Below are 23,799 nucleotides of genomic sequence, written 5' to 3' on the forward strand. Positions count from 1 at the left end.
AACCTGGGCGCGATGGTGAACAAACTCGCGACGTTGCCGGCGGCGCTCGCCGTGATCGCCCTGACCGCATTCTCGACCGGTTGCTCCCACCGGTCCGGCTCGGAGCAAACGACGGGTGCGGCCGAGTTCGCGTCCGCGCTGAAGGGCAAGGTGACGACCGACGCCATGATGGCCCACCTGTCCAAGCTGCAAGACATCGCCAACGCAAACAACGGCACCAGGGCGGTGGGGACCCCCGGCTATGAAGCCAGTGTGGACTATGTGGTTAATACCTTGCGAGACAGCGGTTTTGACGTGCAGACGCCCGAGTTCTCGGCGCGAGTGTTCCATGCCGAGAAGCCGGAGCTGACCGTCGGCGGCAGGCCGGTGGAGGCGCGCGCGCTGGACTTCAGCCTGGGAACCCCCCCGGGCGGGGTGAGCGGGCCGCTGGTCGCCGCGCCGGCGAACAGCTTGGGCTGTGCGGCCGCCGACTACGGCGATCTCCCGGTGCGGGGCGCGGTGGTGCTCGTCGATCGCGGCACCTGCCCGTTCGCTCAGAAGGAAGACGCCGCGGCGCAGCGCGGGGCCGTGGCGATGATCATCGCCGACAACGTCGACGAAGAACAGATGGGCGGCACGCTCGGGCCGACCACCGAGGTGAAGATCCCGGTGCTCAGCGTGACGAAATCCACCGGGGTGCAGCTGCGCGGCCTGCCGGGGCCCACCACGATCAAGCTCGATGCCAGCGCGCAAAGCTTCAAGGCCCGCAACGTGATCGCACAGACCAAGACCGGTTCGGACGCCAACGTGGTGATGGCGGGGGCGCACCTGGACAGCGTGCCCGAGGGGCCCGGGATCAACGACAACGGATCGGGAGTGGCGGCGGTGCTGGAAACCGCTGTGCGGCTGGGCAGTTCGCCGCCGGTGCACAACAAGCTGCGATTCGGCTTCTGGGGTGCGGAGGAACTCGGGCTCATCGGGTCGCGGAACTACGTCGAGTCGCTGGACCTGGCCGCGCTCAAAAACATTGCGCTCTACCTCAACTTCGACATGCTGGCATCGCCGAACCCCGGCTATTTCACCTACGACGGGGACCAATCGCTGCCCATGGACGCCCGCGGCAAGCCGGTGGTCCCCGAAGGCTCGGCCGGCATCGAGCGCACGCTGGTCGCTTACCTGAAGTCGGCCGGCAAGACCGCGCAGGACACCTCCTTCGACGGCCGGTCCGACTACGACGGATTCACCCTGGCGGGCATCCCCGCCGGCGGCCTGTTCTCCGGCGCCGAGGGGAAGATGTCCGCGGACCAGGCCAAGCTGTGGGGCGGGACGGCGGACCAACCGTTCGACCCCAACTACCACCAAAAAGGCGACACCCTCGACCACATCGACCGCACCGCGCTGGGAATCAACGGCGGCGGGGTGGCCTACGCGCTCGGGTTCTACGCACAGGACCTCAGCGGACACAACGGGGTCCCGGCGATGGAAGACCGCGTCCGGCACGTCCTCGCCAAGTCATGAATCCCCGCTGGGGTGCAACGCTGTTGCTGATCGCGGCGCTCGTGGCCGGGTGTTCGTCGACGCGGCCCGCCCCGCACGCCGCGACACCCGACCTCGGGCACGGCCTCGCCAAAAAGATCACCGTCGAGGGCATGGTCACCCACCTGCGCGCCCTGCAGGACATCGCCAACGCCAACGGCGGCAACCGCGCGGACGGCACGCCGGGCTTCAACGCCAGCGTGGACTACGTCGCCAAAGCGCTGCGCGACAAGGGGTTTGACGTGCAGACGCCGCAGTTCGACCGGTTGTACACCGTGTCGATGGGTAAGCCGTCGCTGACCGTCGCGGGCCGCACCTATCCCGTCGACCAGGCCTCGCTGCTGGTCCAAACGCCGCCGGGCGGCCTGACGGGGCAACCGATCCGGCCGGCACAGCCATCGGGTTGTGCCGCCCACGACTACCCGGCCGCGATGCCCAAGGGCGCGATCGCCGTCGTCGACGACACCCGCTGCTCGGTCGTCGACAAGCAGAACGCCGCGCTGGCCAAGGGGGCGAGCGGGCTCATCGTGCTGAGCGCCCCCACCGGGCGAGGGGCGCCGCCCACGTTGTTCAGTCCCGGTTATTTCAAGCAGCTGACCGTGCCGGTTGCCGTCGTCAACCCGTACGGCGCCTCCGCGCTGACCGGTGTGACCGCACCGATCCGCCTGGTGCTCGACGCCGTCAACACCAAGATCACCTCCCGAAATGTCGTGGCACAGACCAAGACCGGTTCTCCGCACGACGTCGTCGTGGTGGGTGCGCAGCTCGACGGTTCACGCGCCGGACCCGGCATCAACGACGACGGCTCCGGGGTCGCCGCGGTGCTCGAGACGGCGCGTCAGCTGGGACCGCTGGCCCCGGTGAACAACGCCGTGCGGTTCGTGTTCTGGGGCGCCGAAGCCGAGGGGCTGAACGGGGTCATGGATTACGTGTTCGGCATGGACCGTGATCAGCTCAACGACATCGCGCTCTATCTGAACTTCACCATGCTGGGCTCGCCCAACGCGGGCTTCTTCACCGACGACGGCGATCAATCCGGCCCGCCCGGACCCGGAGTCTTCGCCGCGGACGTCCCCGAAGGCTCGGCGGGCATCGAGCGCACGCTGGCCGGCTATCTGAACCTGGCCGGCAAGCGTCCCGCGGACATGCCGCTGAATTCCCGGGCCGACTACCACCCCTTCATGGTCGCGGGCGTGCCGATCGGCGGGCTGACGACCGGTTCCTCCCAGACGAAGACCACCGTGCAGGCGCGCTTGTGGGGCGGCCAGGCCGGCGTGCCGTTCGATCCGAACTTCCAGAGCCCGCGCGACACCGTCGACAACATCAACCGGGAAGCCTTGGGGATCATGGGTTCTGGCGTCGGTTTCGCGGTCGGCAGCTACGCCGAGTCCATCGGCGGGGTCAACGGCGTGCCGTCACACGACAAGAGGCATCGCACCCGAATGCCGTAGGGGCGTTTTGTCGGACACTGCAAAATAATGCGCTGCGCCAAGCGCTATATCGCTCGCGGGAGTTTAGCAGGCGTCCGCGATCCCAGCAGCAGAATCATCGAACTCCTTTCCTGAGAACATAAGAGCTTCCACTATCAAGCCGGATCGCCCACCGAGCCCGCGCGTATCGATTAAGCTCTCGCCCTACCAGTAGCAGGCGAGGGACGAACCAGATGGAAATACTTGTCACGGGGGGCGCAGGCTTTCAGGGAAGCCATCTATGCGAGTCGCTACTGGCCGACGGGCATTGGGTCACCGTCCTGAATACGTCGTCGAAGAGCGCGAACCGAAACACCAATGACTTTCGTTCGCACCCGCGAGCGGCATTTATCTCCGGCTCGGTGACCGACGGCGAAACTGTCCATCGCGCGGTGCGGGAGCACCACGTCGTTTTTCATCTGGCCGCCAATATCAACGTGGACCAGTCTTTGGGTGATCCAGAGAGCTTTCTCGAAACCAACGTCATGGGTACCTACCGCGTGCTCGAGGCGGTAAGGCGCTATAAGAACCGGTTGATCTACGTGTCAACCTGCGAAGTGTACGGCGACGGACACAATCTGCGGGACGGCGAGCTTCTCGACGAGACAGCTGAGCTCAAACCGAACAGCCCCTACGGCGCCTCCAAGGCGGCGGCGGATCGGTTGTGCTACTCCTACTACCGCTCCTATGGGCTTGACGTCACGATCGTTCGGCCATTCAACATCTTCGGGGTGCGCCAGAAAACCGGGCGCTTCGGTGCGCTGATTCCACGACTCGTCCGGCAGGCCATCAACGGCGAAAACCTGACGATCTTCGGCGACGGTTCGGCAACGCGCGACTACCTGTACGTCAGCGATATCGTGCGCGCATACACCCTGGTATTGGAAAACAGCGCGCTTCGTGGACGGGCGATCAATTTCGCGAGCGGCATAAACACACGGGTGAAAGACATCGTCGAATATGTCGCGGGAAAGTTCGACGCCAAAATCGAACGTCGCGAAGCACGCGCCGGCGAAGTCGCTCGTTTCCCCGCCAACATCGACTTCGCGAAAAGCCTCGGATTCAAGCCCGAAGTCGGTATCTGGGAAGGCATCGACCGCTACATCCAATGGGCCAAGGATCAGCCACAATACTCGTACCAACAAGACGGGGTCAGCGGCGTCTTGTCGCCCCTATGAGTCCGGCGATTACCGATCTTTCAAAAAGTGCATCTTGCCCAGCACATCGCCGTTAGGCTGGTGAAAGCTTCCATCCCACAAATGGCTCGGTGTTACGTGTTCGCGGAGCAAGGACCTTGAAGTGAACAGTCCGGCTGAAGTGTCGATGCGTGGCGGCGAGTTTGATGGTGAGTTTTTGACGTCGCTGCGCCAGGAGGTCGACGCGTGGAGTGCGCATGACGCGCTGGCGCAGCTGGTTGCGATGTTCGGCGGAGTTCTCCCGCGGCACGCCAACCTGGCAGCCCGGTTGGCCGCCCTGGACGAGTTCAGTGAGGTATGGGATTACCGGGGCCATGCGAGGGCGCGTCGGGGCGGACAGCAGGTGCGGTGCCAAGACGCCGACGGCGGGGCGCGGTGGATGATCCCGCGCCTGGACCTGCCGGACCGGCAACTCGACACGATCACGACGCTGGCGCAACAGCTTGGCCTTACCGACGAATCACGGCGCACTGACGCAACGTTCGACTACATGCTGGTGATCGGCACCGGACGCTACTCGAACATGCTTCGGGCCCGGTGGGCGCGGAATCTGGCCGCCGAGAATCGCGTCGGTCATATCGTGCTGGCCGCCGCTTCTCGGCAGCTATTGCCGTCGGAACACGACGCGGCCGCGTCCTGCGCGCCGGGCGCGCGTACCGAATTCGAGTTGTTGGCGGCCGCTGCGACCGACGCGTTCGGGGTGGATACCCGCGAAGCGGTACGGCATGGGCGGCAGCGAGTCGGCGACCCGCATCGGGGCCAGATGGTCTGGCGCTTCAGCGAAGACAGCAACGACGTCGGGCTACCCATCACACTGCTCGAGGCGCCGTCGCCGGACCCCAACAACCGCCGCGCCACCTCCGCGGATACCTTCACCTTTACCGCGCGGAGCCTGGATATGCAGCGATCGAGTTGCCTACTGGTGACCGGTCAGCCGTTCGTCCCCTATCAGAACTTTGACGCGCTGCGAACTCTGACCCTGCCGTTCGGAATTGGCATCGAGACGGTGGGCTTCGGCATCGACCGCTACGAAGGACTGCACGACATGGACCTGCAGCACCCCGCCAAACTGCTGCAGGAGGTCCGCTCGACGATCCGGGCCGGCCGCAGCCTGCTGGAACGCGTCGAGGCCGCCCAACTCACCGCTACGCGTCGGCGGTGATTGTGCACGGTGTGGCGGGCGGGTAGTTGCCCGATACCGCGCGCAGCCGCCCCGGCGGCGGCCAGGGCCGCAGGCCCATGTTGCCCAGAAAGCGCAGCGGATTGACGTGTGCGCCCCGAACCCGCGTCTCGAAATGCAGGTAGCCGTCGGCTGATTGACCTTCCGCGCCGATGTTGCCGATTTGGGTTCCCGCATTGATTCGATCACCGACCGCGATGTGCGTGGCGTCACCTAACCGAAACACGTAGCGGATTTCGGAGTCGCCGTCCGAGATGGTCACCGAGCAAAGGTGATCGACTTCGCCTGTGCGGCAAACAGTTCCGGATATGACTGCGTAGATCGGGCTGCCGGGGTCAGCGGCGAAGTCGACCCCGGGATGGAAACCGTCCGCGCGGGGTCCGTATCCGCGCCCGATCGCGCGTGGCTCCGCCTCGATCGGCAGGCGCGCCCCCGGTTCGGTCCGGTCGAAGTCGCCACGCACCCGCCGCCGGTAGTCCGCTTTGAGGAGGTCGACCTCGTCGAGTGCGTAGCCGAACAGCAGGGATCGGTCATAGGCCACACCGAAGTTGTGCCGAAAATCGGGATCCAGCCGCATGTAGTGCCTGACGCGTGCGATCCGTTCCTCCAGCGTCGACCAGCCGTTGTGCGTCAAGCGGATTCCGTCCAGCCGCCCTATCCGGCCGTGGTCGGTGATGTTGGCCGGCCAGTGCGAATTGTGCATCAACTTGGAGCCCGCATACAGGCCCGGGTACCAACGCCAAAACGGCCCGCGCAGCGCCTCGGCGGTGCCCATCACCGGCACCATGTCCGGGTAGTCGGGGTCATCCCAGCGGGAAACCATCGGACACATCAGCGCCGCCACGTCCTGCGGTGTCCGGGCAAGAACTTCACGGATGTCGACGTCGATCTGGAAAACCCAGTCGGCGTCGACCATCACCATCCAGTCCGGGCGACAGAAATCGGCCATCCGGTAGAGCAGATCCAGGCCGGTGGACTCGGGGATCAACCATGGCGTGGACGGTAGATCCGCCCGGGCGCGAACAACATTGGTGACCGCGGGGTGGTTCGCGAGAATCGCGGCGGTGTCGTCGGTGCTGCGGTCGTCGATCGCGTAGATCTCGTCGCTGAAGGCGGCCAGCGAGTCCAAGGTATCGGCCAAGGTTTCCCCGGCATTGTGGGCGCGCGTTACCGCCAGAATCCGCATCCTGCTGTCCTCTACGTCGCGTCTATCACGCGAGAACCGAAATGTAGTAGCTGGGCTTGTCGGAAGGCGGGCGGTGATTGCCGGGCATCGCGGGCAGGCCGTGATCGGCCAGTAGCTGCGCGGCCGTGGTCCCCACCGAGCGCCACCCGTGGTTGTCGAGGTAGTCGGAAACGTCGCTGCGGGCCCCGGAATAGTTCAGCGACCAGATGTCGAGATGGAATCCATGGTCGCGCCAGCTGCGAGTCGCACCGCGGATGATCTCTTCGACCCGCTGGGAGTCCAGATCCGACGATCCCACGAACGTCTCCATGGCCATCTGGCTTCCCGGCGCGCTGAGATGGGTGACATTGTCCAGCAGGCGATCCTGGGCTTCCGGGGGCAGATAACCGAACAGTCCTTCGGCGATCCAGGCGGTCGGTTGCGCCGAGTCGAATCCGCTACGCAACAGCGCGGCCGGCCAGTCGTGGCGCAGGTCGGCCTGCACCATCCGCAGATGTGCCGTCGGCTCGGCGCCCAGCTGTGCCAGGGTTTCGGCCTTGAATGCCAGCACATCCGGTTGATCGATCTCGTACACCGTCATCCCGGGCGGCCACGACAGTCGGTAGCCGCGCGCGTCCAGGCCGGACGCCAGGATCACCGCCTGTCGGATTCCGGTGGCAGTGGCGTCCGCCAGGAACTGATCGAAGTAGCGGGTGCGGGCCACCAACTCGGTTGTCATTCGCTGTAGACCCCACGCCGCCTCGGGATCGTCGACGTCGGACGCGCGGAGCTCTCCGGTGGCCCATCTGATGAGGAATTCGATACCCACCGCGCGGACCAACGGTTCGGCGAACGGGTCCTCGATCAACGGCTCGGCCGAATTGGTGGCTCTGGCACGGCCTGCGGCCACCAGCGTTGCGGTTGCGCCGACATGGCTGGTCAGATCCCAGCTATCGTCGTCTCTCCGCACCGCCAATCCTCCCTTTTCGCTCGCGCCGCCATCCCCGGGAATTCGTCGACCAATCCGAACCTTTTCCTCCGCCGTTCCGCACCACTCTGGCCAAAGAATCGCATACAAACGAGGTGTTGGGTGGCGCTATTCGCCCGAAACTCAATGAGCCGAGGGCGACTGGACCGATTGGCAAGGGGCGCCGCCCTGCTCGCGAACCCCGGGGTATGTGGGATCCCGGATATCGGGAGTCTGCAATCGCGCCAACGCGAACCGGCGCCAACAAACGCAGGTCGACAACCACCACATTGGCGCGCACGCAGACCGTGGATGCTGATGAGGTGCACGACGAGCTAGGCGGCCGGGTGGTGTGAACGAATCCCGTTATGTCCCAGCCTGTTTGATCGCCAGCACTGACCGGGCTAGTTGTTTGTCGGTGGTGGTTGGGGTTGGAAGGGGTCATACCACCACCACTGGGCGCGTTCCCCGGTAGGACCGGGGCAGGGCGGCACCGCGGGCGGGGGTCGGGTGGGTGGGTGTGCCAGTGATCCCGGGTTCAGGATTTGGCCGTCGTCGCCGGTGACCACGAGAGCGTCTGCGGGTCCGGTGATGGTGATCAGGCCGCGGTGGTGCAATCGGTGGTGATAGGGGCAGACCAGCACCAGGTTGGCCAACTCGGTGGGGCCGCCGTCTTCCCAGTGCCGGATGTGGTGGGCGTGCAAACCACGGGTGGCCCCACAACCGGGCACCGCGCACATGGTGTCACGGTGCTCGAGCGCGCGGCGCAGCCGCCGATTGATCACCCGCGTGGTCCGGCCGGCACCGATGACCTCGCCGTGGCGCTCGAACCAGACCTCACAGGTGGCATCACAGGTCAGGTAGCGGCGTTCGGCATCGGGCAGCAGCGGACCCAGATGCAGCGCGGCGACGCGCTGCTCGATGTCGAGGTGTGCCACGACGGTGGTGTGCTGGCCATGCGGGCGGCGGGTGGCCTCGGCGTCCCAGCCCGCCTCGACCAGGCGCATAAACGCGTCGGCGGTGGTAGGCAACGGCGGCACCTGAGCACCGGCGTGCTCGCCATTGTCGTGGTCGCGCTTCCACTCGGCGATCAGCGCATCACGATGAGACGCCAAAGCGGCGTCGAACTTCGCCGCGTCGTGGTGCGGAAGTTTGATCCGGTAACAGCTGCCCGCCTCGTCGGTGGTCGTGGTGATCGAACGCTCGGGCCCAGGATCGGGGCGAGGTTCGGGTTGCGGTCGCGGTTCCAGCTTGACCGCGGTACGCAGCTGATTGACCGTGGCGACCGCGGCCAGCTGCGCGTAATGCTCATCAGACCCCTCGCCTGCGTGTGCGGCGATCACCCCGACCTGATCGGCCGACAGGCGGCCCTCTCGCAGGCCGGCGGCGCAGCGGGGAAACTCCTCGAGCCGGGCCGCGATCGCGGCGATCGTGTGCGCGTTGGCCGATGAACAGCCCAGCTTCCAGGCCACCAACGCCGGCACCGAGCGCGCCCCGGTCACACCGCACAATTGGTCGCGGTCGATCTCGGCGACGATCTCCACGATGCGCCCATCGATCGCATTGCGCTGACCCGCCAACTCCGCCAACTCCCCGAACAGCACCTCAAGGCGGTCACTCGCAGTGACCACCACGGCCTCAGCAGATGCGATCGACGACATGACCACATCATCACAGCGACCACCGACAACACCGGGCCGCCAATCCCGATACGTGAGCCAAGTCAGGCCAGAGCGCCGCTGATGAAGAGGGTGTCGTCGTCGTCTGGAGCGGGCGCATCGAGGCCGCTGCGCCGGAACAGTTCTGCCAGCGGCACACCTTCGAGCTGCCAGCCCTTGGCGCCGAGGTAGTCGAGGGCGTGGTTGCGCTGGCCGGTGTAGACCAAGGAAGCCAGGTCGATGTCGACGCCATGGTCGCGGAACGGGTTGGAGATCGTCCGCGCTCGCTCGGCGTCGAAATCCACGATGCTGGTGACGAATTCGGTGGCTACCCTGCTTCCTGACGCGCTGAGTGCCGTGATGTTGTCGAACAGCCGGTCCTGGTCTTCTGGCCTCAGATACATCAGTAACCCCTCGGCCAGCCACGCCGTCGGTGCCGCCGAGTCAAGGCCGGCGGCGCGCACCGCCGTCGGCCAATCCGCGCGCAAGTCGACGGACACGGCGCGCAGCGTCGTCAACGATCGGGCGCCGAGGCCGGCCAAGGTCGTCGCCTTGAACTCCATCACTTGTGGTTGGTCGATCTCGTACACCACCGCCCCGGTCGGCCACGGCAGACGGTAGGCCCGGGTGTCCAACCCGGACGCGAGGATCACCACCTGTCGAATCCCCCGGCCGGTGGCGTTGAGGACGTAGTCGTCAAAGTACTTCGTGCGGACCGCGTTTCCGTCGACCATCGCCCGGGCCACGGCCGGTGAGACATCGGCGATTGCCGACATGTCGAGCTCGCCGTCCATCAGCTTGGTGAACAGATCCAATCCCACCGCACGGACCAGAGGTTCGGCGAACGGATCGTTGATCAAACCGCGCGGATCCTTGGTGGCCATCGCGCGCCCGGCCGCGACAATCGTCGCGGTGACGCCGACGCTCGACGCCAGATCCCAGCTGTCGTCGTCGGTGCGCGGCATCAGGCCACCTTAGCCGTGGCCTCGTCGTCGGCTGTCTGCGTTGGGTGGATTCATCGGTGCGGTGCTATTGGCGTCGGAACAGGCGCCCATGCAGGGTGCAGAACCAGGCGATGTTGCCGTCCGGCCCGCGGACGAAGTTGGACCGACTGCCGGTGGGTTCGCCGTCGGGTCCGATGTCGATCCCGTAATCGGGCCGGTAAAAGGCGAGCCCCAATTCGGTGGTATCCGGGCCGTCCGGGTTGGCATCAGTCAGGGTTCCGGCGAGCTGGCCGTCCCTCGCCCGGAATTCGATGACCGTTTGCTCGAAACTGCCATTTTGCGAGACTTGCCCGGCGACGTACCGGCCCTCGTAGGGTGCCAGGTCGGCGGGGCCGAGGCGTTGCGGTGCGGCGGGCAGGTTGCTGATTCCTGCGAATCTTCGCAACGCCCAGTCGCGGGCGAAAAGGTCGTTGATCAGATGAAATCCGCCGTCGGAGTTGGTGAGTACGGTCATGGCGAAGTTGCGATCGGGCACCATGAAGAAACCGGAACGTTGCCCCTTCCAGGTACCGCCGTGCTCGACGATGGTCACATTCTCCGCGGACGGCCGCAGCATCCAGGTCACCCCCATCCCGGTCAGCTCGACCCAAAGCGTTCCGCCCGCGCCCGGGTTCGAGCGCATTGCCTCCAGCGACCGTCGGCTCAGAATCTGCTCGCCGTTCGGCGCCCTGCCGTCGCCGAGGTGGAACCGCGCGTAGCGCAGCTGATCTCGCGCCGTGGACATCAACCCACCGGTGGGATTACAGCTGCGTGGAAAAGCCCAAAACTCGCTTTCGACAATGGATCTTCCGCCGACCACGGCGTGCGGCGCCGCCACATTCAGACCGATGATCTGGTCGGAGAAGTAGTGGGTGTGGGCCAGCTGCAGCGGATCAAGTACCAACTTCTGCACGGCAGACTCGTAGGTTGTTCCCGTGACAAGCTCGATGATGCGCCCCGCCACCACGAGGCCCGAATTGTTGTACGCGAACGCGGTTCCCGGAGCCGTCAGCTGCGGTAAGTGTGTCATCGCGTCGACGTAGCGCGCCACCGCGTCATCGCCACGCCCAAAGTCCTGGCCGTTGCGGCCATCCCAGCCCCCGGTGTGATTGAGCAGCTGACGGACGGTCACCGTGGCGCCCACCGACTCGTCGGCCACCGCGAAGTCGTGGATGTAGCGGCGCACGGGTGAATCCAGGTCTACCTTGCCCTGCTCGACCAGGCGCATCATCGCGGTTCCTGTGAAAGTCTTTGTGGTGGAACCGATTCGGAAGACCGTGTCGCCGTCGACAGGCAACGGATGGTCGACATTGGTAACCCCGTAGCCCTTGACGAATTCTTGGCCGTCGACCCAGATAGCAACCGCGACGCCCGGAATCGCGTAGGCGTCCATGCCGGCGTTGATCTTGGCATCGAGTTCGTCGAACGTCACGCCAAGGTCCGCGCGCTGAGCGGTTTCAACCACTGCAGCGGCGATTTCGCGCGGCGGTCGATCCGAATGGCTTTGTGGTGTCTTCGGTCTTCAGTGGCACCGTCCACATGACCGTCAATATAGCCGGGCTTACGTAACCATCGCGAGGCCTTCGACACGCCGAGCCGTCAGCCGAAGGCGACGGCGAGCCACCGCCTTTCTAGCGCAGCCGCGTCCTGCCGGGGTTTGCTGGGTCTCTCGATTTCGCCCGCCGCGGACAGTCGGCACCTCTAGAATGAGTCCCCTTGGTGCTGCCGTGTCGCCGGTCGGGATGAGGTTGGTCATGAATAGCCATGCGCTCAGGTCGGCACTGGTCTGGGCGGCGGCGGTGCTGGTGGTGGCCGGCTGCACGACATTCGTCGACGGGCGCGCGCTGTCGATGCTCAACGACCCGTTCCTGGTGGGCGGGCTGCCCGCGACCAACGGGCCCAGCGGGATCCGCTCGAACGCACCCAGCCCCACCGGCAAGGTTCTCAACACCGACAACGGACCCATCGACAGGTTGGCGTTGCTCTCGGTCAACGACATCGAGGACTACTGGCAGTCGGCGTACAGCCGATCGCTCAAGGGCACCTTCGCTCCCGTCAGCAAGATGGTGTCCTACGACTCCAACGACCCGAGCAGCCCGATCGTGTGCCACAACGACACCTACAAGCTCGTCAACGCCTTCTACACGTCGCGCTGCAACCTGATCGCCTGGGACCGCGGCGTGTTCATGCCCGTCGCGCAAAAGTACTTCGGCGACATGTCCGTCACCGGCGTGCTCGCCCACGAATTCGGGCACGCGTTGCAGCAGATGGCGAAGCTGGTGACCAGACGGGACCCGACCATCGTCCACGAACAGCAGGCCGACTGCTTCGCCGGTGTCTATCTGTTCTGGGTCGCCGACGACAAGTCGCCGCGCTTCACGCTGAGCACCGCCGACGGCCTCGACCACGTGCTGGCCGGAATCATCACCACGCGCGACCCGGTGATGGACAGCGAGACCGAGAACGACGACGCACACGGCTCGGCCCTGGACCGGATCAGCGCCTTCCAAATGGGTTTCCTCACCGGCGCCTCGGCGTGCGCGGCGATCGACCGCAGGGAGATCGAGCAGCGCCGCGGCGATCTGCCGAACGCCCTGCGGGTCGACTTCAGCACCGGAACGCCGGAGACCGGCGAGGTCCCGATCAACCAGGACACCCTGTCGACCCTGATGGAACTGCTGGGCAAGATCTTCGCCCCGGCCAATCCGCCGGTGCTGTCCTACCAGCCCGCCAATTGCCCGGACGCCAAACCCACCCCACCGGCGTCCTACTGTCCGGGCACCAACACCATCGCGGTCGACCTGCCCAAGCTCGCCGTCATGGGCAGGGTCGCCGACGAGAGCGAACAGTCCCTGCCGCAAGGCGACGACACGGCCCTGTCCCTCGTGATGTCGAGATACGCACTGGCGGTGCAGCATGAGCGCGGCCTGCCGATGCAGAGCCCGTGGACCGCGCTGCGCACCGCATGCCTGACCGGCGTCGCGCACCGCAAGATGGCCGAACCCATCGAGCTGCCCTCGCACAACCAATTGCAGCTCACCGCCGGCGATCTCGACGAAGCGGTCGCCGGGCTACTCACCAATCACCTGGTGGCCAGCGACGCGGACGGCACCAGCGTGCCCGCCGGCTTCACCCGCATTGCCGCGTTCCGTGGTGGCGTGACCGGCAACGCGGACGCGTGTTACTCCCGTTATCCGGGATAACGAAAGACTCCGCGGATCAGCCTATTTCGGCGAGCCGGGGAATCACCTCGTCACCCAGGCGGCGGACGAACCCGACCGGGTCCGGGTTGCCCGGCAGCGGGCCGACATTGATCATGTCCACACCGAGCCTGGCGTAGCGTTCCGCGGTCTTCAGGTACTCGTCGATGTTCTCGAACGGGTCCGTCGTCGCGAGACCGCCGGACGTCTTACGAATGTCGGCGGGGTTCCTGCCCACGGCGTCGCAGTGCCGGTGCAGCACGTCGATCTTGTGCTCGAGCTCCTCGACGTCATTCGACATGCTGTTCCAGATGTCGGCATACTGCGCGACCAGGCGCAGCGTCTTCTTCTCGCCATCCCCGCCGATCAGGATCGGGGGACGCCGAATCGGTTGCGGCACACAGATCGTCTCGGCCAGCCGATAGTGCGCGCCTTCATACGGGCCGTCGTCGTCACTCCACATCTGCCGGCAGATCTGCAACGTCTCCTCGAGCATTTCGAAGCGCGCGCTCAGCGGCGGATACGGAATGCCCAGCGCGGTGTGCTCACGCTCGTACCAGGCCGCACCCAGCCCCAGCATCGATCGGCCTTGCGACAACACGTCCAGGGTGGTGACCGTTTTGGCCAACACGCCCGGGTGGCGGTAGGTGACCCCGGTGACCAGCAGGGTCAGGTCGATCGTGGCGGTCTGGGCGGCCAAGAACCCCAGCGACGTGTAGCCCTCGAGGAACGGGTCCTGGGCCGGGCCAAGCTCTTCCATTTGGAAGAAGTGATCGGCCAGGGTGAACAACGTGGCGCCGCTCTGCTCGGCGGCCTTGGCCGCGTCGGCCAGCGTCGGGCCCAGTCGCGCCGGGTCTCCGGGTAGAAAGTCGATGAAGTGCAATCCCAATTCCATTGCGATGACGCCCCTTTCTCAGTGTTCGGTCAAGCGCTCGAGTAGCGACAGCGCGTCGACGATGACGCGCCGCTCCGCCTCGGTGTAGCGCTCCTGGATGGTCCGGGCCAGCCATTCCTCCCGGGCCCGACGGTCGCTCTCGGCGCGCTTTCTCCCCGCCGGGGTCAGCGAGACCACCTGTCGCCGACCATCGTTCGGGTCCGGGGAGCGTTCGATGAGCCCCCGCTGCCTCAATCCGGCCAGGATGGTGGCCATCGACTGGGGACGCACCTGTTCCGCGCCGGCCAATGCGCTGGCCGACGACGGCCCCTCCTTCCAAAGCCTCGTGAGCACCGCCGTCTGCGACGGTGTCAAACCGTCGACCGCGATGTCCTTCAACCGGCGCCGCAGCCGGCTGAACACCACCCGGATATCGCGTGCCGCCGCTGCCGCGGAGTCGCTGATGCCATCCACGGCACCACTCTAAATTAGACAGCCAAAACTGTCCAGTTCGGACTGTCTATTCCCGGCCGAGCAGCTGGAGCGCGGCATCCACGGCCAGGGCCGGGACGTTCAGCGTCTTGGACCGCAGATCGTGTCGGGCGCTGGCGATCTCGACGACGGCGGTCGTTCCGCCGATCAGCGCGGCCGCGGTGCGCAGCTCGTCGGGCGTGCCGAAGGGATCCGAGGTTCCGTGGGTGAACACCGTCGGCACCGTGATGTCGGGCAGATGCTCGGTGCGCAGGCGCTCCGGCTTGCCCGGCGGGTGCAGCGGGTAGGAGAACAGCGTCAGCACGTCCACCGGGGCCTCGCCGGCGGCAACCACCATGGATGTCTGCCGGCCGCCGTAGGAATGCCCGCCGGCGATCAGCGGCCCGGGGGCGAGGTCGCGGCACACTGTGATCGCCTCGACGATGCCGGCGCGATCGGTGGCGGCCGACCCGGATGGCGGGCCGGTGGGGCGGCGGCGGCGGTAGGGCAGGTTATAGCGCACCGCCAGCCAGCCCCGTTGGGCCCATTCGTCGCAAACCTGTTGCAGCAGTGGAGAATCCCGGTTGCCACCGGCGCCGTGGGTCAGAACCACGACCCCTTCTGGGCGACTTGCATCGTCCGGTTCGTGCGCGATGCCCGCGATCTGATCGAGGGGGCGAGCCATCATGACAGCCTAAACAGCGGCGAGACGGGGCCGTGGCCGTGGCCCAGGGGATAGGAGGCACGCAGAGATTCGGTGACCCACCGCTTCCCGAAACCGACCGCTTCCGGCACGGTGAGGCCGTGCGCGAGTGCGCAAGCCGCCGCGCTGGCCAGGGTGTCCCCGCCGCCGTGGTCGTTGCCGGTCGCGATCCGCTCCGCGTCGAACTCGTGGTAGGAGGTGCCGTCATAGAGCAGGTCACAGCTGCGGTCCGACGAGCGCAGGTGGCCGCCCTTGACCAACACCCACCGCGGGCCGAGCGCATGCAGGGCCTTGGCCGCCGCCCGCTGCGACGCCGGGTCCACGACGTCGATGTCCACCAGCAGCCTTACCTCGTCGAGGTTCGGCGTCACCAGCGTGGCCAACGGAAACAATTGATTCCGAAGCGAATCCAGGGCCGCCGGCGCCATGAGCGCGTCGCCGTGCATGGAGGCCGCCACCGGGTCGACGACGAGCGGGACGGTCAGTCCGAGTCGGCGCCAGGTGGTGGCGACGGTGTCGATGATGCGTGGCGACGCGAGCATCCCGGTCTTGGCGGCCTGGATGCCGATGTCGCCGACCACCGCCTCGATCTGGCCGGCGACGACGTCATCGGGAATCTCGTGAAAGCTCTTGACTCCCACGGTGTTCTGCACGGTCACCGCGGTCACGGCGACGCACGCATGCACACCCAACAGCGCCATGGTGCGCATATCGGCTTGGATGCCCGCGCCGCCCCCGGAGTCCGACCCGGCGATCGACAACACCCGCAGGGGTGTCGTGCCCGGCGCGGGCAGCGGCAGGAAACTCACTGTTCTGGATGGCGGCGACCCGCTGCGCCCGGCTGTGCCAGTTGGTGGCGACCCGCTGCGCCCGGCTTCGCCAGTTGGTGGCGACCCGCTGCGCCCGGCTGTGCCGCGCTTGCGATCGCCACAGCCGCGCTTGCGATCGCCACAGCCGCGCTTGCGGTCACCGCAGCCGCGCTTGCGGTCACTGCTGTGCCAGCGGCAGATACACCCGGTTGCCGTGCTCGGCGAACTCGCGAGACTTCTCCGCCATGCCCTCGGACATGACCGCCTCGATCGCTTCCTCGCTGTCCAGGCCGTGTTCCGCCGCGTACGCCCGCACATCTGCGGTGATGCGCATCGAGCAGAACTTCGGCCCGCACATCGAGCAGAAGTGCGCGGTCTTGGCGGGTTCGGCGGGCAGCGTCTCGTCGTGGTACTCCCGCGCGGTGTCGGGATCCAGCGACAGGGCGAACTGGTCGTTCCAGCGAAACTCGAAGCGCGCCTGGCTCAATGCGTTGTCGCGCTCCTGGGCGTGCGGATGCCCCTTGGCCAGGTCGCCGGCGTGCGCGGCGATCTTGTAGGCGATCACCCCGTCCTTGACGTCCTTGCGGTCCGGCAGCCCCAGGTGCTCCTTGGGCGTCACATAGCACAGCATCGCGGTGCCGGCCTGGGCGATGATCGCCGCGCCGATCGCCGAGGTGATGTGGTCATACGCCGGGGCGATATCGGTGGCCAGCGGGCCCAGCGTGTAGAACGGGGCCTCCTCGCACCACTCCTCTTCCAGCCGCACGTTCTCGACGATCTTGTGCATCGGGACGTGGCCCGGGCCCTCGATCATGACCTGCACGCCATGGGATTTCGCGATCTTGGTCAGCTCACCGAGGGTGCGCAGCTCGGCGAACTGCGCGGCGTCGTTGGCGTCGGCGATCGAGCCCGGCCGCAGCCCGTCACCGAGGGAGAAGGTGACGTCGTAGCGGGCGAAGATCTCGCACAATTCCTCGAAGTTGGTGTACAGGAACGACTCCCGGTGATGCGCCAGGCACCAGGCGGCCATGATCGAGCCGCCACGCGACACGATGCCCGTGACGCGCTTGGCGGTCAGCGGCACGTAGCGCAGCAGCACACCGGCGTGCACCGTCATGTAGTCCACGCCCTGCTCGCACTGCTCGATCACGGTGTCGCGGTAGATCTCCCACGTCAGCTCGGTCGGATCCCCCTTGACCTTTTCCAGCGCCTGGTAGATCGGCACGGTCCCCACCGGCACCGGTGAGTTGCGCATGATCCACTCGCGGGTTTCGTGGATGTTCTTGCCGGTGGACAGGTCCATGATGGTGTCCGCACCCCACCGGGTGGCCCACACCATCTTGTCGACCTCCTCCGCGATCGACGACGTCACCGCCGAGTTGCCGATGTTCGCGTTGACCTTGGTCGCAAACGCCTTGCCGATGATCATCGGCTCGATCTCGGGGTGGTTGTGATTGGCCGGGATCACCGCGCGCCCGCGGGCGACCTCGTCGCGCACCAACTCGGCGGGCATGCCCTCGCGCGCGGCGATGAACGCCATCTCCGCGGTGATCTCGCCCGCGCGGGCGCGCTGCAACTGAGTGCCGCGGTCGCGAACCACACCCGGCCGCGCCGGCAGCCCGGCCGCCAGGTCGATCGTCGCGTCCGGATCGGTGTAGGGGCCCGAAGTGTCGTAAAGATCGAAGTGATCGCCATTGGACAGGTCGACCCGGCGGAACGGAACCCGTCCGCCGGCAACATCGCGATAGATCTTGTGGCTGCCCGCAATCGGGCCGGTGGTCACGGAGGGTGCAGCGGTTCCCGATAGGGTCTCGGTCATTTTTCATCTCCCTACGCCGGCATTACCCGGTCAGGTTCGTACGGTCGACGGCCCCGAGCCGTCCTCTCAGCGCACTCGGCATGCGCTCCCGCGTTGATGGATGGGTCCGCACGCGACGTTACCCCCACGCCGGAACACATGGCAGGGCGACGGCCCATCTTCCGGGGCGGTAGCCGAGGACGTCCCCCGAGTGGAAAGATGCAAACGTGCAAGCTGGCGACCCGTCCGCGAACGGCGATGGCGCGCGGTCCCGTGGGCCGTCCGAATACCTGAACATCGGCACCTTCCGCTTCTGGTTCGGGGGACAACGCTGGGAATGGTCCGACGAGGTCGCCAGGATGCACGGCTACGAACCCAACGACGTGGAGCCGACGACCCAACTGCTGTTGTCGCACAAGCATCCCGACGACCGCGCGCACGTCCAGGAGTTGCTGGACTACGCGCTGCAGTCGGAGGGATCGTTCTCGAGCCGGCACCGATTCCTCGACACCGCGGGCACGGTGCACGACGCGATCGTCGTCGCCGACCGCATGCTGGACGAGTCGGGCGCCGTGCTGGGCACCGAGGGCTATTACATCGACCTCACCGACACCCTCGACGAGACCCGCCAGGAGGTGCTCGACGAGGCGCTGCCGGATCTGGTCGAGAGCCGCGCGGCCATCGAACAGGCCAAGGGTGTGCTGATGTCCGTCTACCGGGTCAGCGCACAACAGGCCTTCCGCGTGCTGCAGTGGCGCTCGCAGGAGACCAACGTGAAACTGCGTGCGCTGGCCAAGCAGCTGCTCGACGAAATGGCCAACCTGCCGGCGCCGTCGACGGCCGTGCAAAGCCAGTTCGACCATTTGCTGCTGACCGTGCACGAACGGATTTCGTCCGAGCCCGCCGACTAGGATCTCGACGTCGGCTGCGGCGACAGGCCCGACGCTGTCGGTGGCGCTACGAGGTCAGACCTCCTCCATCGCCTCGCCGAGTTCCTCGAGAAGCTTGTTGTGGTGGTTGCTCGCCAGCAGGTGTCCGGCGGCGATCACGACGGCCACCGGCCAGTCGATGAGTTCGAACGCCGCCAGGGCGGCCAACCCCCCGAAGTAGGCCAGCTGCTCGGGCCGGGGAATCTGCACCTGGCCGATCGCCGGCAGGTTCACCACAAACGTTTCGCCCTCGCGGATCTTCTCCACCGCATCGCGCTGGGACGTCTGGCGCCGCGACTTCTTTTCCGCCATCATTTGCCTTTCGGTAACGAAGGGTTTCCCGCCTCGCTGGGTCACGCGTACAACGTCGGACCTATGTCGACGATGACAGGCACCGGGGGCGATCCGCTAGTTTCGTCGATTGCTTCGGTGCTCAGGGTGCCGTTACTGGAACTCTATGCGCTGTTGTGGCGCGCCGGGGTGGTCGAGATTCGGAACTCGGAGCGGGAGGCTCGGCGGGATCCGGCGGCGGCTCCGGGTTTGATTTGTCCCGACCCGTCAGCGCACGTGACAGAACGCCGGTCGCGACCGTCGCCGCCGCGGCGGCGCCCAGGCCCTGGGCCCAGCCGAACGGTCCGAGTGGCGTACAGCCGAGCAGCTGGCTGACGCCCGGCGTGCTGATCAGGACCCCCACCAGGCCGAGTGAACCCAGCGCGGTGAGCACCACCAGCGGGGCCTGAGACTCCACCAGCGTCTGGCCCAGTTCGGTCCCCACCAGCGCGACCAGCGCGACGGTCGAGGCGCGTTGCGGACTACTCAGCGGACCGGACAGGCCCGCCATCGCCCACGCCGCCGTCGTCGCCGCCGCCGTGGTGACGCCGCGGATGGTGACCGCCTGCCACAGCGCGGCCTGATCCGCGCCGCGCAGCCGCGGGTCGATCGGGCCGCTGGGCTTGCTGACCGCGAGCGCGGCGGCCGGCAGGGCGTCGGTCATCGTGTTGACCAGCAGCAGCTGGCGCGTGTTCAGGGGCGACGTGCCGGTGATCGCGCTGCCGATGATCGCGAAGATCACCTCGCCGGCGTTGCCGCCGAGCAGCACCGACACCGCCGACTGCACCCGCCGCCACAGCTGGTGTCCTTCCCGGATGGCCTCCATGAGCGCGTCGATCCTGCCGTCGACCAGCACCACGTCGGCCACCAGGTGCGCCGGGTCGCTGCCATGGGCGACCACGCCGATGCCGACCGTGGCGGACCGGATGGCGGCGGCGTCGTTGGCGCCGTCGCCGACCATCGCCGTCCGCACGTCCGCGTTCTCCAGCGCCTGGACAACCTGGACCTTGTTCTCCGGTGTCATGCGGGCGAAGATCACCCGCTCCGCCGCGACGCGCTCCTGGTCCTTGCGCGACAAGGCCTCCCATTCGGCGCCGCTGATGACCTGATCGGCGGTCACGTTGAGCCCCAGCTCGGCGGCGATGGCCTTGGCGGTGATCGGATGGTCGCCGGTGATCAGCTTCACGCCCACCCCGAGGCCGCCGAGGTCGGCGAGCAATTTCGCGGCCTCGGCGCGCGGGGTGTCGGATAGGCCGAGGAAGCCGGTCAACGTCAGCCCGCCGGTGCAGTACTCGGCGATGTCATCGGGGTTTTCCGCGATCGCCCGGGCCTGTTGGGCGGTCAGCTCGCGGCGCGCCACCGCGATGACGCGCAGGCCGCCGGCGGCGAGTTCGGCGACCGTGCCTTCCATCGCGCCGGTGTCCCCGCTGGCGGCCAGGACCACTTCGGGCGCGCCCTTGACGGTCAGCTCGGTGCCGGTCACCGAGGCGGAGAAGGACCTGCCGGAGCGGAACGGCAGGTGCGCGGTCGGCGGTGCGGACGCCGAGCCGTCAACGGCCGAACCGGCCTCGACGATGGCGACATCGGTGGCGTGCACCTGGGTGCCGCCGTTGGTCACCGGCGCGGCGTGCACGGCGCAGCGCAGCACCTCCTCGCGCGAGTACCCGGGCGCGGGATGGACCTGCGAGACGCGCAGGCGGTTTTCGCTGAGCGTTCCGGTCTTGTCGAAGCACACCACCTCGATGCGGCCGAGCGCCTCGACCGAGCGCGGAACCCGCACCAGCGCACCGAACTTCGTGAGCCGTCGCGCCGACGACGCCTGGGCCAGCGTGGCCACCAGCGGCATTCCCTCGGGGACGGCGGCGACCGCGATGGCGATGGCGCTGCCGACCGCGTGCTGCAGGGGGAGGCGGCGCAGCAGCCCGAGCGCGCCGACCAGCGCGCCGCCGGTGATGCTCACCGGGAGCGCCTTGGTGGTCAGCTGGCCGAGCTGGTGCTGCAGACCGATGTCGGAGGACAGCTCGCCGGAGATGAGGTCGGCGGCGCGGCGCTGCTGGGTGTCGGGCCCGACCGCGGTCACCAGGGCCAGGGCGGTGCCGGCCACCACGGTGGTCCCGGCGAACACCATGCAGCGACGCTCGGCGAGCGGCGCGCCGGGCGTCGCCTCGACCTGCTTCTCGACCGACAGCGATTCGCCGGTGAGCGCCGATTCGTCGACCTCGACGTCGACCTCTTCGATGACGCGGGCGTCGGCGGGCACCACCTCGTGCGTGCGCACCTCGATGACGTCGCCCGGCCGCAGTTGCGCGGCGTCGACGAGCGTGTACGTGCGCGCGCCGTCCGGGCCGACGATGACCTTCCGGGCGGGCGGAGTCTGTTGGGCCAGTAGATAACTCAACCGCTTCTCGGCGCGCAGCCGCTGCGCGGCGGCCAGGATCGAGTTGCCGGTGAGCACGGTGCCGACCAACATCGCGTCGACGGGCGAACCGAGCACGGCGCTGGCGGCCGAGCCGAGCGCCATCACCGGGGTCAGCGGGTCGGACAATTCGGCGCGCACCGCCTTGGCGAGCTGCCACACCGCCTGCGCGGGCGTCTCCGCCAGCCGCAGGGCCGCGGGGGTGCCTCGCTCCGTCGGGACGGGCGCCGCGGAATCCTGCTCGGGCAACGCCTTACGGACCTGCTCGACCGACATCGCGTGCCATTCGTGCATGGCCGCCGGGCGCGGGGTGTCCGCGCCCAGGACCCCGCGGGCGAGCAGGTACCCCGAGAGCAGACCGGCCGCCGCGCCGACGTTCACCGTTTCGGATCCGAGGTTGCCCCGCACGCCCGGGATCATGAACAGCGACCCCATCGCGGTGGCGCCGGCCGAAATCCCGATGCCGCGCTGGGTCGCCGCCGCGGCCGCGGGCAGCGCGTGCAGCACCCGCCAGGCGGCCTGAAGATCCGGCAACAGCAGATCGGCGTTCCACAGCGGGGCACCCACGCCGTCCTGCGGCAACACGCCGAGCGCCAAGTGCGCCGACGAAATGGCTTGTGCGGCAGTCGACGACAGCACGGCCACGGTGCGGCCGGCCTCCTGCAGGTCGTCCACCGCGGCGGCCAGCGCGTCGTCGATGGACTTGTCGGTCCCGCTCTTCAGCGGCCGGACCTCGTCGAACGCCGGCCGCAACTCGTCGAGCGACTCGTGGTCGACCGTCACCAGTTGCGCCCCGGCGCGGTTGGCCTCGCCGACGACGGCGGAGGCCAGCGGATCGTGGGCGGGCAGGAACAGCGCCTCGACCTGGGCACCGGACCGGCCGCTCGATATGCCGGACACCTTGCGCCAGCCGGCGCGCAGGCCGCTGTTCTCCAGCATGAGCTGGGCGCGATTCCACGCCGCGGGTAGCTCGCTGTCGTCCGCGCCGCGGATGCGGGACACCCGCAACGTGTCGGTACACAACACGCGGGGGTCGATGACGATGGTGTCGACCTTGTTCAGCCGGCGCAGGCTTTCGGGCCGCAACGGCAACACCGAATGTCGCTCGGCCAGGCCGCGGCCCAGCGTCGCGGCGAACGCCTCGGGGGTGGTCCGGTTGGCCTTGGGGGTGGTCACCTGCACCGCGGTGGCGGCCATGTTCAGGTTGCGGGTGCCGGCGCCGATCGCGCCGGCGCTGAGCGCCTGAAGGAGGGCGAAGCGACCGGGCGCGCGCTCCATGCCCCTCGACGGCTGCGGCCGCGGCGAGCGGTGGGCCAGCGGTTGGTCGGCGTGGCGCGCCAGCTCGGGCTCATGCTGCTCCCAGGCTCGTGCCTCGGCACGGCACTCGGCGACCTTCAGCGACTGCATCGTCAGCCCCAGCGACAGCGACGTCGGCGACTGCGAGAGCGTCTGGCTGGTCGCCTGCACCAGCGTCATCACCGTGTCGGTGGCGGGGCCGCCGATGCGGTCTTCGAGCCGACGGCGCAGCCAGGGCTGGTAGTCGAAGAACGTGATGCCCGCGGCGATGGTGACCGGCAGCCGGGGTAGCCGCGTGGCCCGGCCGAAGAGCGCGACGCCCAGCCCGGCCGCATTGGCGGCCACGGTGACCGCCCTGGTCGCCAGCACCAGGCCGTCGCCCGGCAGGCTCGCCGACACCGGTTGGCCGGCATCTTGCGTTGGCGGGCAACGGTTTTCGGCTTCCTCGACGACGCGGCAGAGGTCGCTCAGCGAGGTGTCCGGGTCGTCGAGGTCCACCACCACCCGGGACAGGGGACGATTCAGCTTTGCTGACGCCACGCCGGGATGGGCCAGGATCGCCTCGAGCACGGTCGGACCGAGTGGGCCGTCGGCCCCGTCCGCCAGCCCGCGCACCTCGATCCACGCGCGGCCGTTGCCACGCCAGCAATGCCGGCGCAACGTGGCGCGGGAGAGTTCGCCGGACAGCGCCTTGGCCCCCTCGCGCAGGGGGATCGTCGCGACGTCGATACCGGTTTCGATCCCGGCTCGCGCCAGCTCGGTTGTCGCCTGCAGGCCCGCAGAAATCAGTCGCGACGGCAGCGACCGTCGCAGAGACGTTGTGATACTCAAGGGTTCAGT

Annotated in this window: 18 protein-coding genes, 1 pseudogene and 1 riboswitch; of the genes and pseudogenes, 7 read left to right on the plus strand and 12 right to left on the minus strand. The window is 67.6% G+C overall.

From position 1 onward, the window contains the following. Window positions 1-12: 12 nt before the first annotated feature. The 4 genes from QGN31_RS02465 (at window position 13) to QGN31_RS02480 (ending at window position 5,342) form a co-directional block, all read left to right on the plus strand. Window positions 13-1,497 carry a M28 family metallopeptidase gene (locus QGN31_RS02465; RefSeq protein ID WP_014383389.1) on the plus strand — a complete coding sequence of 495 codons (1,485 nt, stop codon included), beginning with the start codon at window positions 13-15 and terminating at the stop codon, window positions 1,495-1,497. Continuing rightward, window positions 1,494-2,966 carry a M28 family peptidase gene (locus QGN31_RS02470; protein WP_014383388.1) on the plus strand — a complete coding sequence of 491 codons (1,473 nt, stop codon included), beginning with the start codon at window positions 1,494-1,496 and terminating at the stop codon, window positions 2,964-2,966. The genes QGN31_RS02465 and QGN31_RS02470 overlap by 4 nt, the downstream gene beginning before the upstream one ends. A gap of 212 nt (window positions 2,967-3,178) precedes the next feature. Next, on the plus strand, window positions 3,179-4,162 hold the full coding sequence (locus QGN31_RS02475) for an NAD-dependent epimerase/dehydratase family protein (protein WP_014383387.1): 984 nt from the start codon (window positions 3,179-3,181) through the stop codon (window positions 4,160-4,162). Window positions 4,163-4,307: 145 nt separating this feature from the next. Then, a complete protein-coding gene (locus QGN31_RS02480) occupies window positions 4,308-5,342 on the plus strand; it encodes a hypothetical protein (RefSeq protein WP_225331013.1) in 1,035 nt (344 codons plus the stop codon). On the opposite strand, the gene QGN31_RS02485 is transcribed toward QGN31_RS02480, so the two are convergent. The 5 genes from QGN31_RS02485 to QGN31_RS02505 all read right to left on the minus strand — a co-directional run bounded on the left by QGN31_RS02485 (window position 5,326) and on the right by QGN31_RS02505 (window position 11,610). Further along, the gene (locus QGN31_RS02485) at window positions 5,326-6,546 is read right to left on the minus strand and encodes a peptidoglycan DD-metalloendopeptidase family protein (RefSeq protein WP_014943021.1); all 1,221 of its coding nucleotides are present in this window, start codon (window positions 6,544-6,546) and stop codon (window positions 5,326-5,328) included. The two genes, QGN31_RS02480 and QGN31_RS02485, sit on opposite strands and share 17 nt — an antisense overlap. Window positions 6,547-6,571: 25 nt before the next feature. Then, entirely contained in the window at window positions 6,572-7,495 is a 924-nt protein-coding gene (locus QGN31_RS02490; RefSeq protein ID WP_043955433.1) for a class I SAM-dependent methyltransferase, read from the minus strand. Window positions 7,496-7,896: 401 nt separating this feature from the next. Further along, window positions 7,897-9,153, minus strand: a complete 1,257-nt coding sequence (locus tag QGN31_RS02495; RefSeq protein ID WP_043955875.1) for an HNH endonuclease signature motif containing protein — start codon at window positions 9,151-9,153, stop codon at window positions 7,897-7,899. 62 nt (window positions 9,154-9,215) lie between these two features. Further along, window positions 9,216-10,115, minus strand: coding sequence for a class I SAM-dependent methyltransferase (locus QGN31_RS02500; RefSeq protein WP_014943017.1), 900 nt, complete (start codon window positions 10,113-10,115; stop codon window positions 9,216-9,218). Window positions 10,116-10,179: 64 nt separating this feature from the next. After that, complete coding sequence (locus QGN31_RS02505) at window positions 10,180-11,610, minus strand: serine hydrolase domain-containing protein (protein ID WP_233425342.1); 1,431 nt, start codon at window positions 11,608-11,610, stop codon at window positions 10,180-10,182. Window positions 11,611-11,887: 277 nt separating this feature from the next. Between QGN31_RS02505 and QGN31_RS02510 the strand changes: the two genes are divergently transcribed. Beyond that, a complete protein-coding gene (locus QGN31_RS02510; protein WP_043955874.1) occupies window positions 11,888-13,336 on the plus strand; it encodes a peptidase in 1,449 nt (482 codons plus the stop codon). A 16-nt stretch (window positions 13,337-13,352) separates the two neighbouring features. On the opposite strand, the gene QGN31_RS02515 is transcribed toward QGN31_RS02510, so the two are convergent. The 5 genes from QGN31_RS02515 to thiC all read right to left on the minus strand — a co-directional run bounded on the left by QGN31_RS02515 (window position 13,353) and on the right by thiC (window position 18,009). Continuing rightward, window positions 13,353-14,228, minus strand: coding sequence for an LLM class F420-dependent oxidoreductase (locus QGN31_RS02515; protein ID WP_014943013.1), 876 nt, complete (start codon window positions 14,226-14,228; stop codon window positions 13,353-13,355). 18 nt (window positions 14,229-14,246) lie between these two features. Beyond that, a complete protein-coding gene (locus QGN31_RS02520; protein WP_014943012.1) occupies window positions 14,247-14,681 on the minus strand; it encodes a MarR family winged helix-turn-helix transcriptional regulator in 435 nt (144 codons plus the stop codon). Between the two features lie 46 nt (window positions 14,682-14,727). Beyond that, window positions 14,728-15,363 carry an alpha/beta hydrolase family protein gene (locus tag QGN31_RS02525; protein ID WP_009952579.1) on the minus strand — a complete coding sequence of 212 codons (636 nt, stop codon included), beginning with the start codon at window positions 15,361-15,363 and terminating at the stop codon, window positions 14,728-14,730. Further along, window positions 15,363-16,190 carry a bifunctional hydroxymethylpyrimidine kinase/phosphomethylpyrimidine kinase gene (gene thiD, locus QGN31_RS02530; protein ID WP_009952578.1) on the minus strand — a complete coding sequence of 276 codons (828 nt, stop codon included), beginning with the start codon at window positions 16,188-16,190 and terminating at the stop codon, window positions 15,363-15,365. The genes QGN31_RS02525 and thiD overlap by 1 nt, the downstream gene beginning before the upstream one ends. Window positions 16,191-16,368: 178 nt before the next feature. Continuing rightward, window positions 16,369-18,009 carry a phosphomethylpyrimidine synthase ThiC gene (thiC, locus tag QGN31_RS02535; RefSeq protein ID WP_008261381.1) on the minus strand — a complete coding sequence of 547 codons (1,641 nt, stop codon included), beginning with the start codon at window positions 18,007-18,009 and terminating at the stop codon, window positions 16,369-16,371. Beyond that, window positions 18,001-18,111, minus strand: a riboswitch (TPP riboswitch). (Overlaps the previous gene by 9 nt.) A 104-nt stretch (window positions 18,112-18,215) precedes the next feature. Here thiC and QGN31_RS02540 point away from each other — a divergent pair. Then, a complete protein-coding gene (locus QGN31_RS02540; protein WP_014943011.1) occupies window positions 18,216-18,899 on the plus strand; it encodes a PAS and ANTAR domain-containing protein in 684 nt (227 codons plus the stop codon). 54 nt (window positions 18,900-18,953) lie between these two features. Here the strand turns inward: QGN31_RS02540 and QGN31_RS02545 are convergent, their stop codons facing one another. Continuing rightward, a complete protein-coding gene (locus QGN31_RS02545) occupies window positions 18,954-19,229 on the minus strand; it encodes a hypothetical protein (RefSeq protein WP_008261377.1) in 276 nt (91 codons plus the stop codon). Between the two features lie 72 nt (window positions 19,230-19,301). Here QGN31_RS02545 and QGN31_RS02550 point away from each other — a divergent pair. Next, a pseudogene (locus tag QGN31_RS02550) lies at window positions 19,302-19,370 on the plus strand (Rv1535 domain-containing protein); the annotation flags it as partial. Here QGN31_RS02550 and QGN31_RS02555 read toward each other — a convergent pair. Next, window positions 19,351-23,790 carry a cation-translocating P-type ATPase gene (locus QGN31_RS02555; protein ID WP_014381267.1) on the minus strand — a complete coding sequence of 1,480 codons (4,440 nt, stop codon included), beginning with the start codon at window positions 23,788-23,790 and terminating at the stop codon, window positions 19,351-19,353. The pseudogene QGN31_RS02550 and the gene QGN31_RS02555 sit on opposite strands and share 20 nt — an antisense overlap. Between the last annotated feature and the right edge of the window lie 9 nt (window positions 23,791-23,799).

This window comes from Mycobacterium sp. 2-64 (assembly GCF_035918375.1).
Taxonomy (GTDB): domain Bacteria; phylum Actinomycetota; class Actinomycetes; order Mycobacteriales; family Mycobacteriaceae; genus Mycobacterium; species Mycobacterium intracellulare.

Excerpts from the sequence above, each read along its gene's own strand:
- QGN31_RS02475 (WP_014383387.1), top strand. The coding sequence starts at position 3,179 with ATGGAAATACTTGTCACGGGGGGCGCAGGCTTTCAGGGAAGCCATCTA.
- thiC (WP_008261381.1), bottom strand. The coding sequence starts at position 18,009 with ATGACCGAGACCCTATCGGGAACCGCTGCACCCTCCGTGACCACCGGC.
- QGN31_RS02510 (WP_043955874.1), top strand. The coding sequence starts at position 11,888 with ATGAATAGCCATGCGCTCAGGTCGGCACTGGTCTGGGCGGCGGCGGTG.
- QGN31_RS02470 (WP_014383388.1), top strand. The coding sequence starts at position 1,494 with ATGAATCCCCGCTGGGGTGCAACGCTGTTGCTGATCGCGGCGCTCGTG.
- QGN31_RS02525 (WP_009952579.1), bottom strand. The coding sequence starts at position 15,363 with ATGGCTCGCCCCCTCGATCAGATCGCGGGCATCGCGCACGAACCGGAC.
- QGN31_RS02515 (WP_014943013.1), bottom strand. The coding sequence starts at position 14,228 with ATGGAATTGGGATTGCACTTCATCGACTTTCTACCCGGAGACCCGGCG.
- QGN31_RS02495 (WP_043955875.1), bottom strand. The coding sequence starts at position 9,153 with ATGTCGTCGATCGCATCTGCTGAGGCCGTGGTGGTCACTGCGAGTGAC.
- QGN31_RS02545 (WP_008261377.1), bottom strand. The coding sequence starts at position 19,229 with ATGGCGGAAAAGAAGTCGCGGCGCCAGACGTCCCAGCGCGATGCGGTG.
- QGN31_RS02485 (WP_014943021.1), bottom strand. The coding sequence starts at position 6,546 with ATGCGGATTCTGGCGGTAACGCGCGCCCACAATGCCGGGGAAACCTTG.
- QGN31_RS02500 (WP_014943017.1), bottom strand. The coding sequence starts at position 10,115 with ATGCCGCGCACCGACGACGACAGCTGGGATCTGGCGTCGAGCGTCGGC.
- QGN31_RS02465 (WP_014383389.1), top strand. The coding sequence starts at position 13 with ATGGTGAACAAACTCGCGACGTTGCCGGCGGCGCTCGCCGTGATCGCC.
- QGN31_RS02480 (WP_225331013.1), top strand. The coding sequence starts at position 4,308 with ATGCGTGGCGGCGAGTTTGATGGTGAGTTTTTGACGTCGCTGCGCCAG.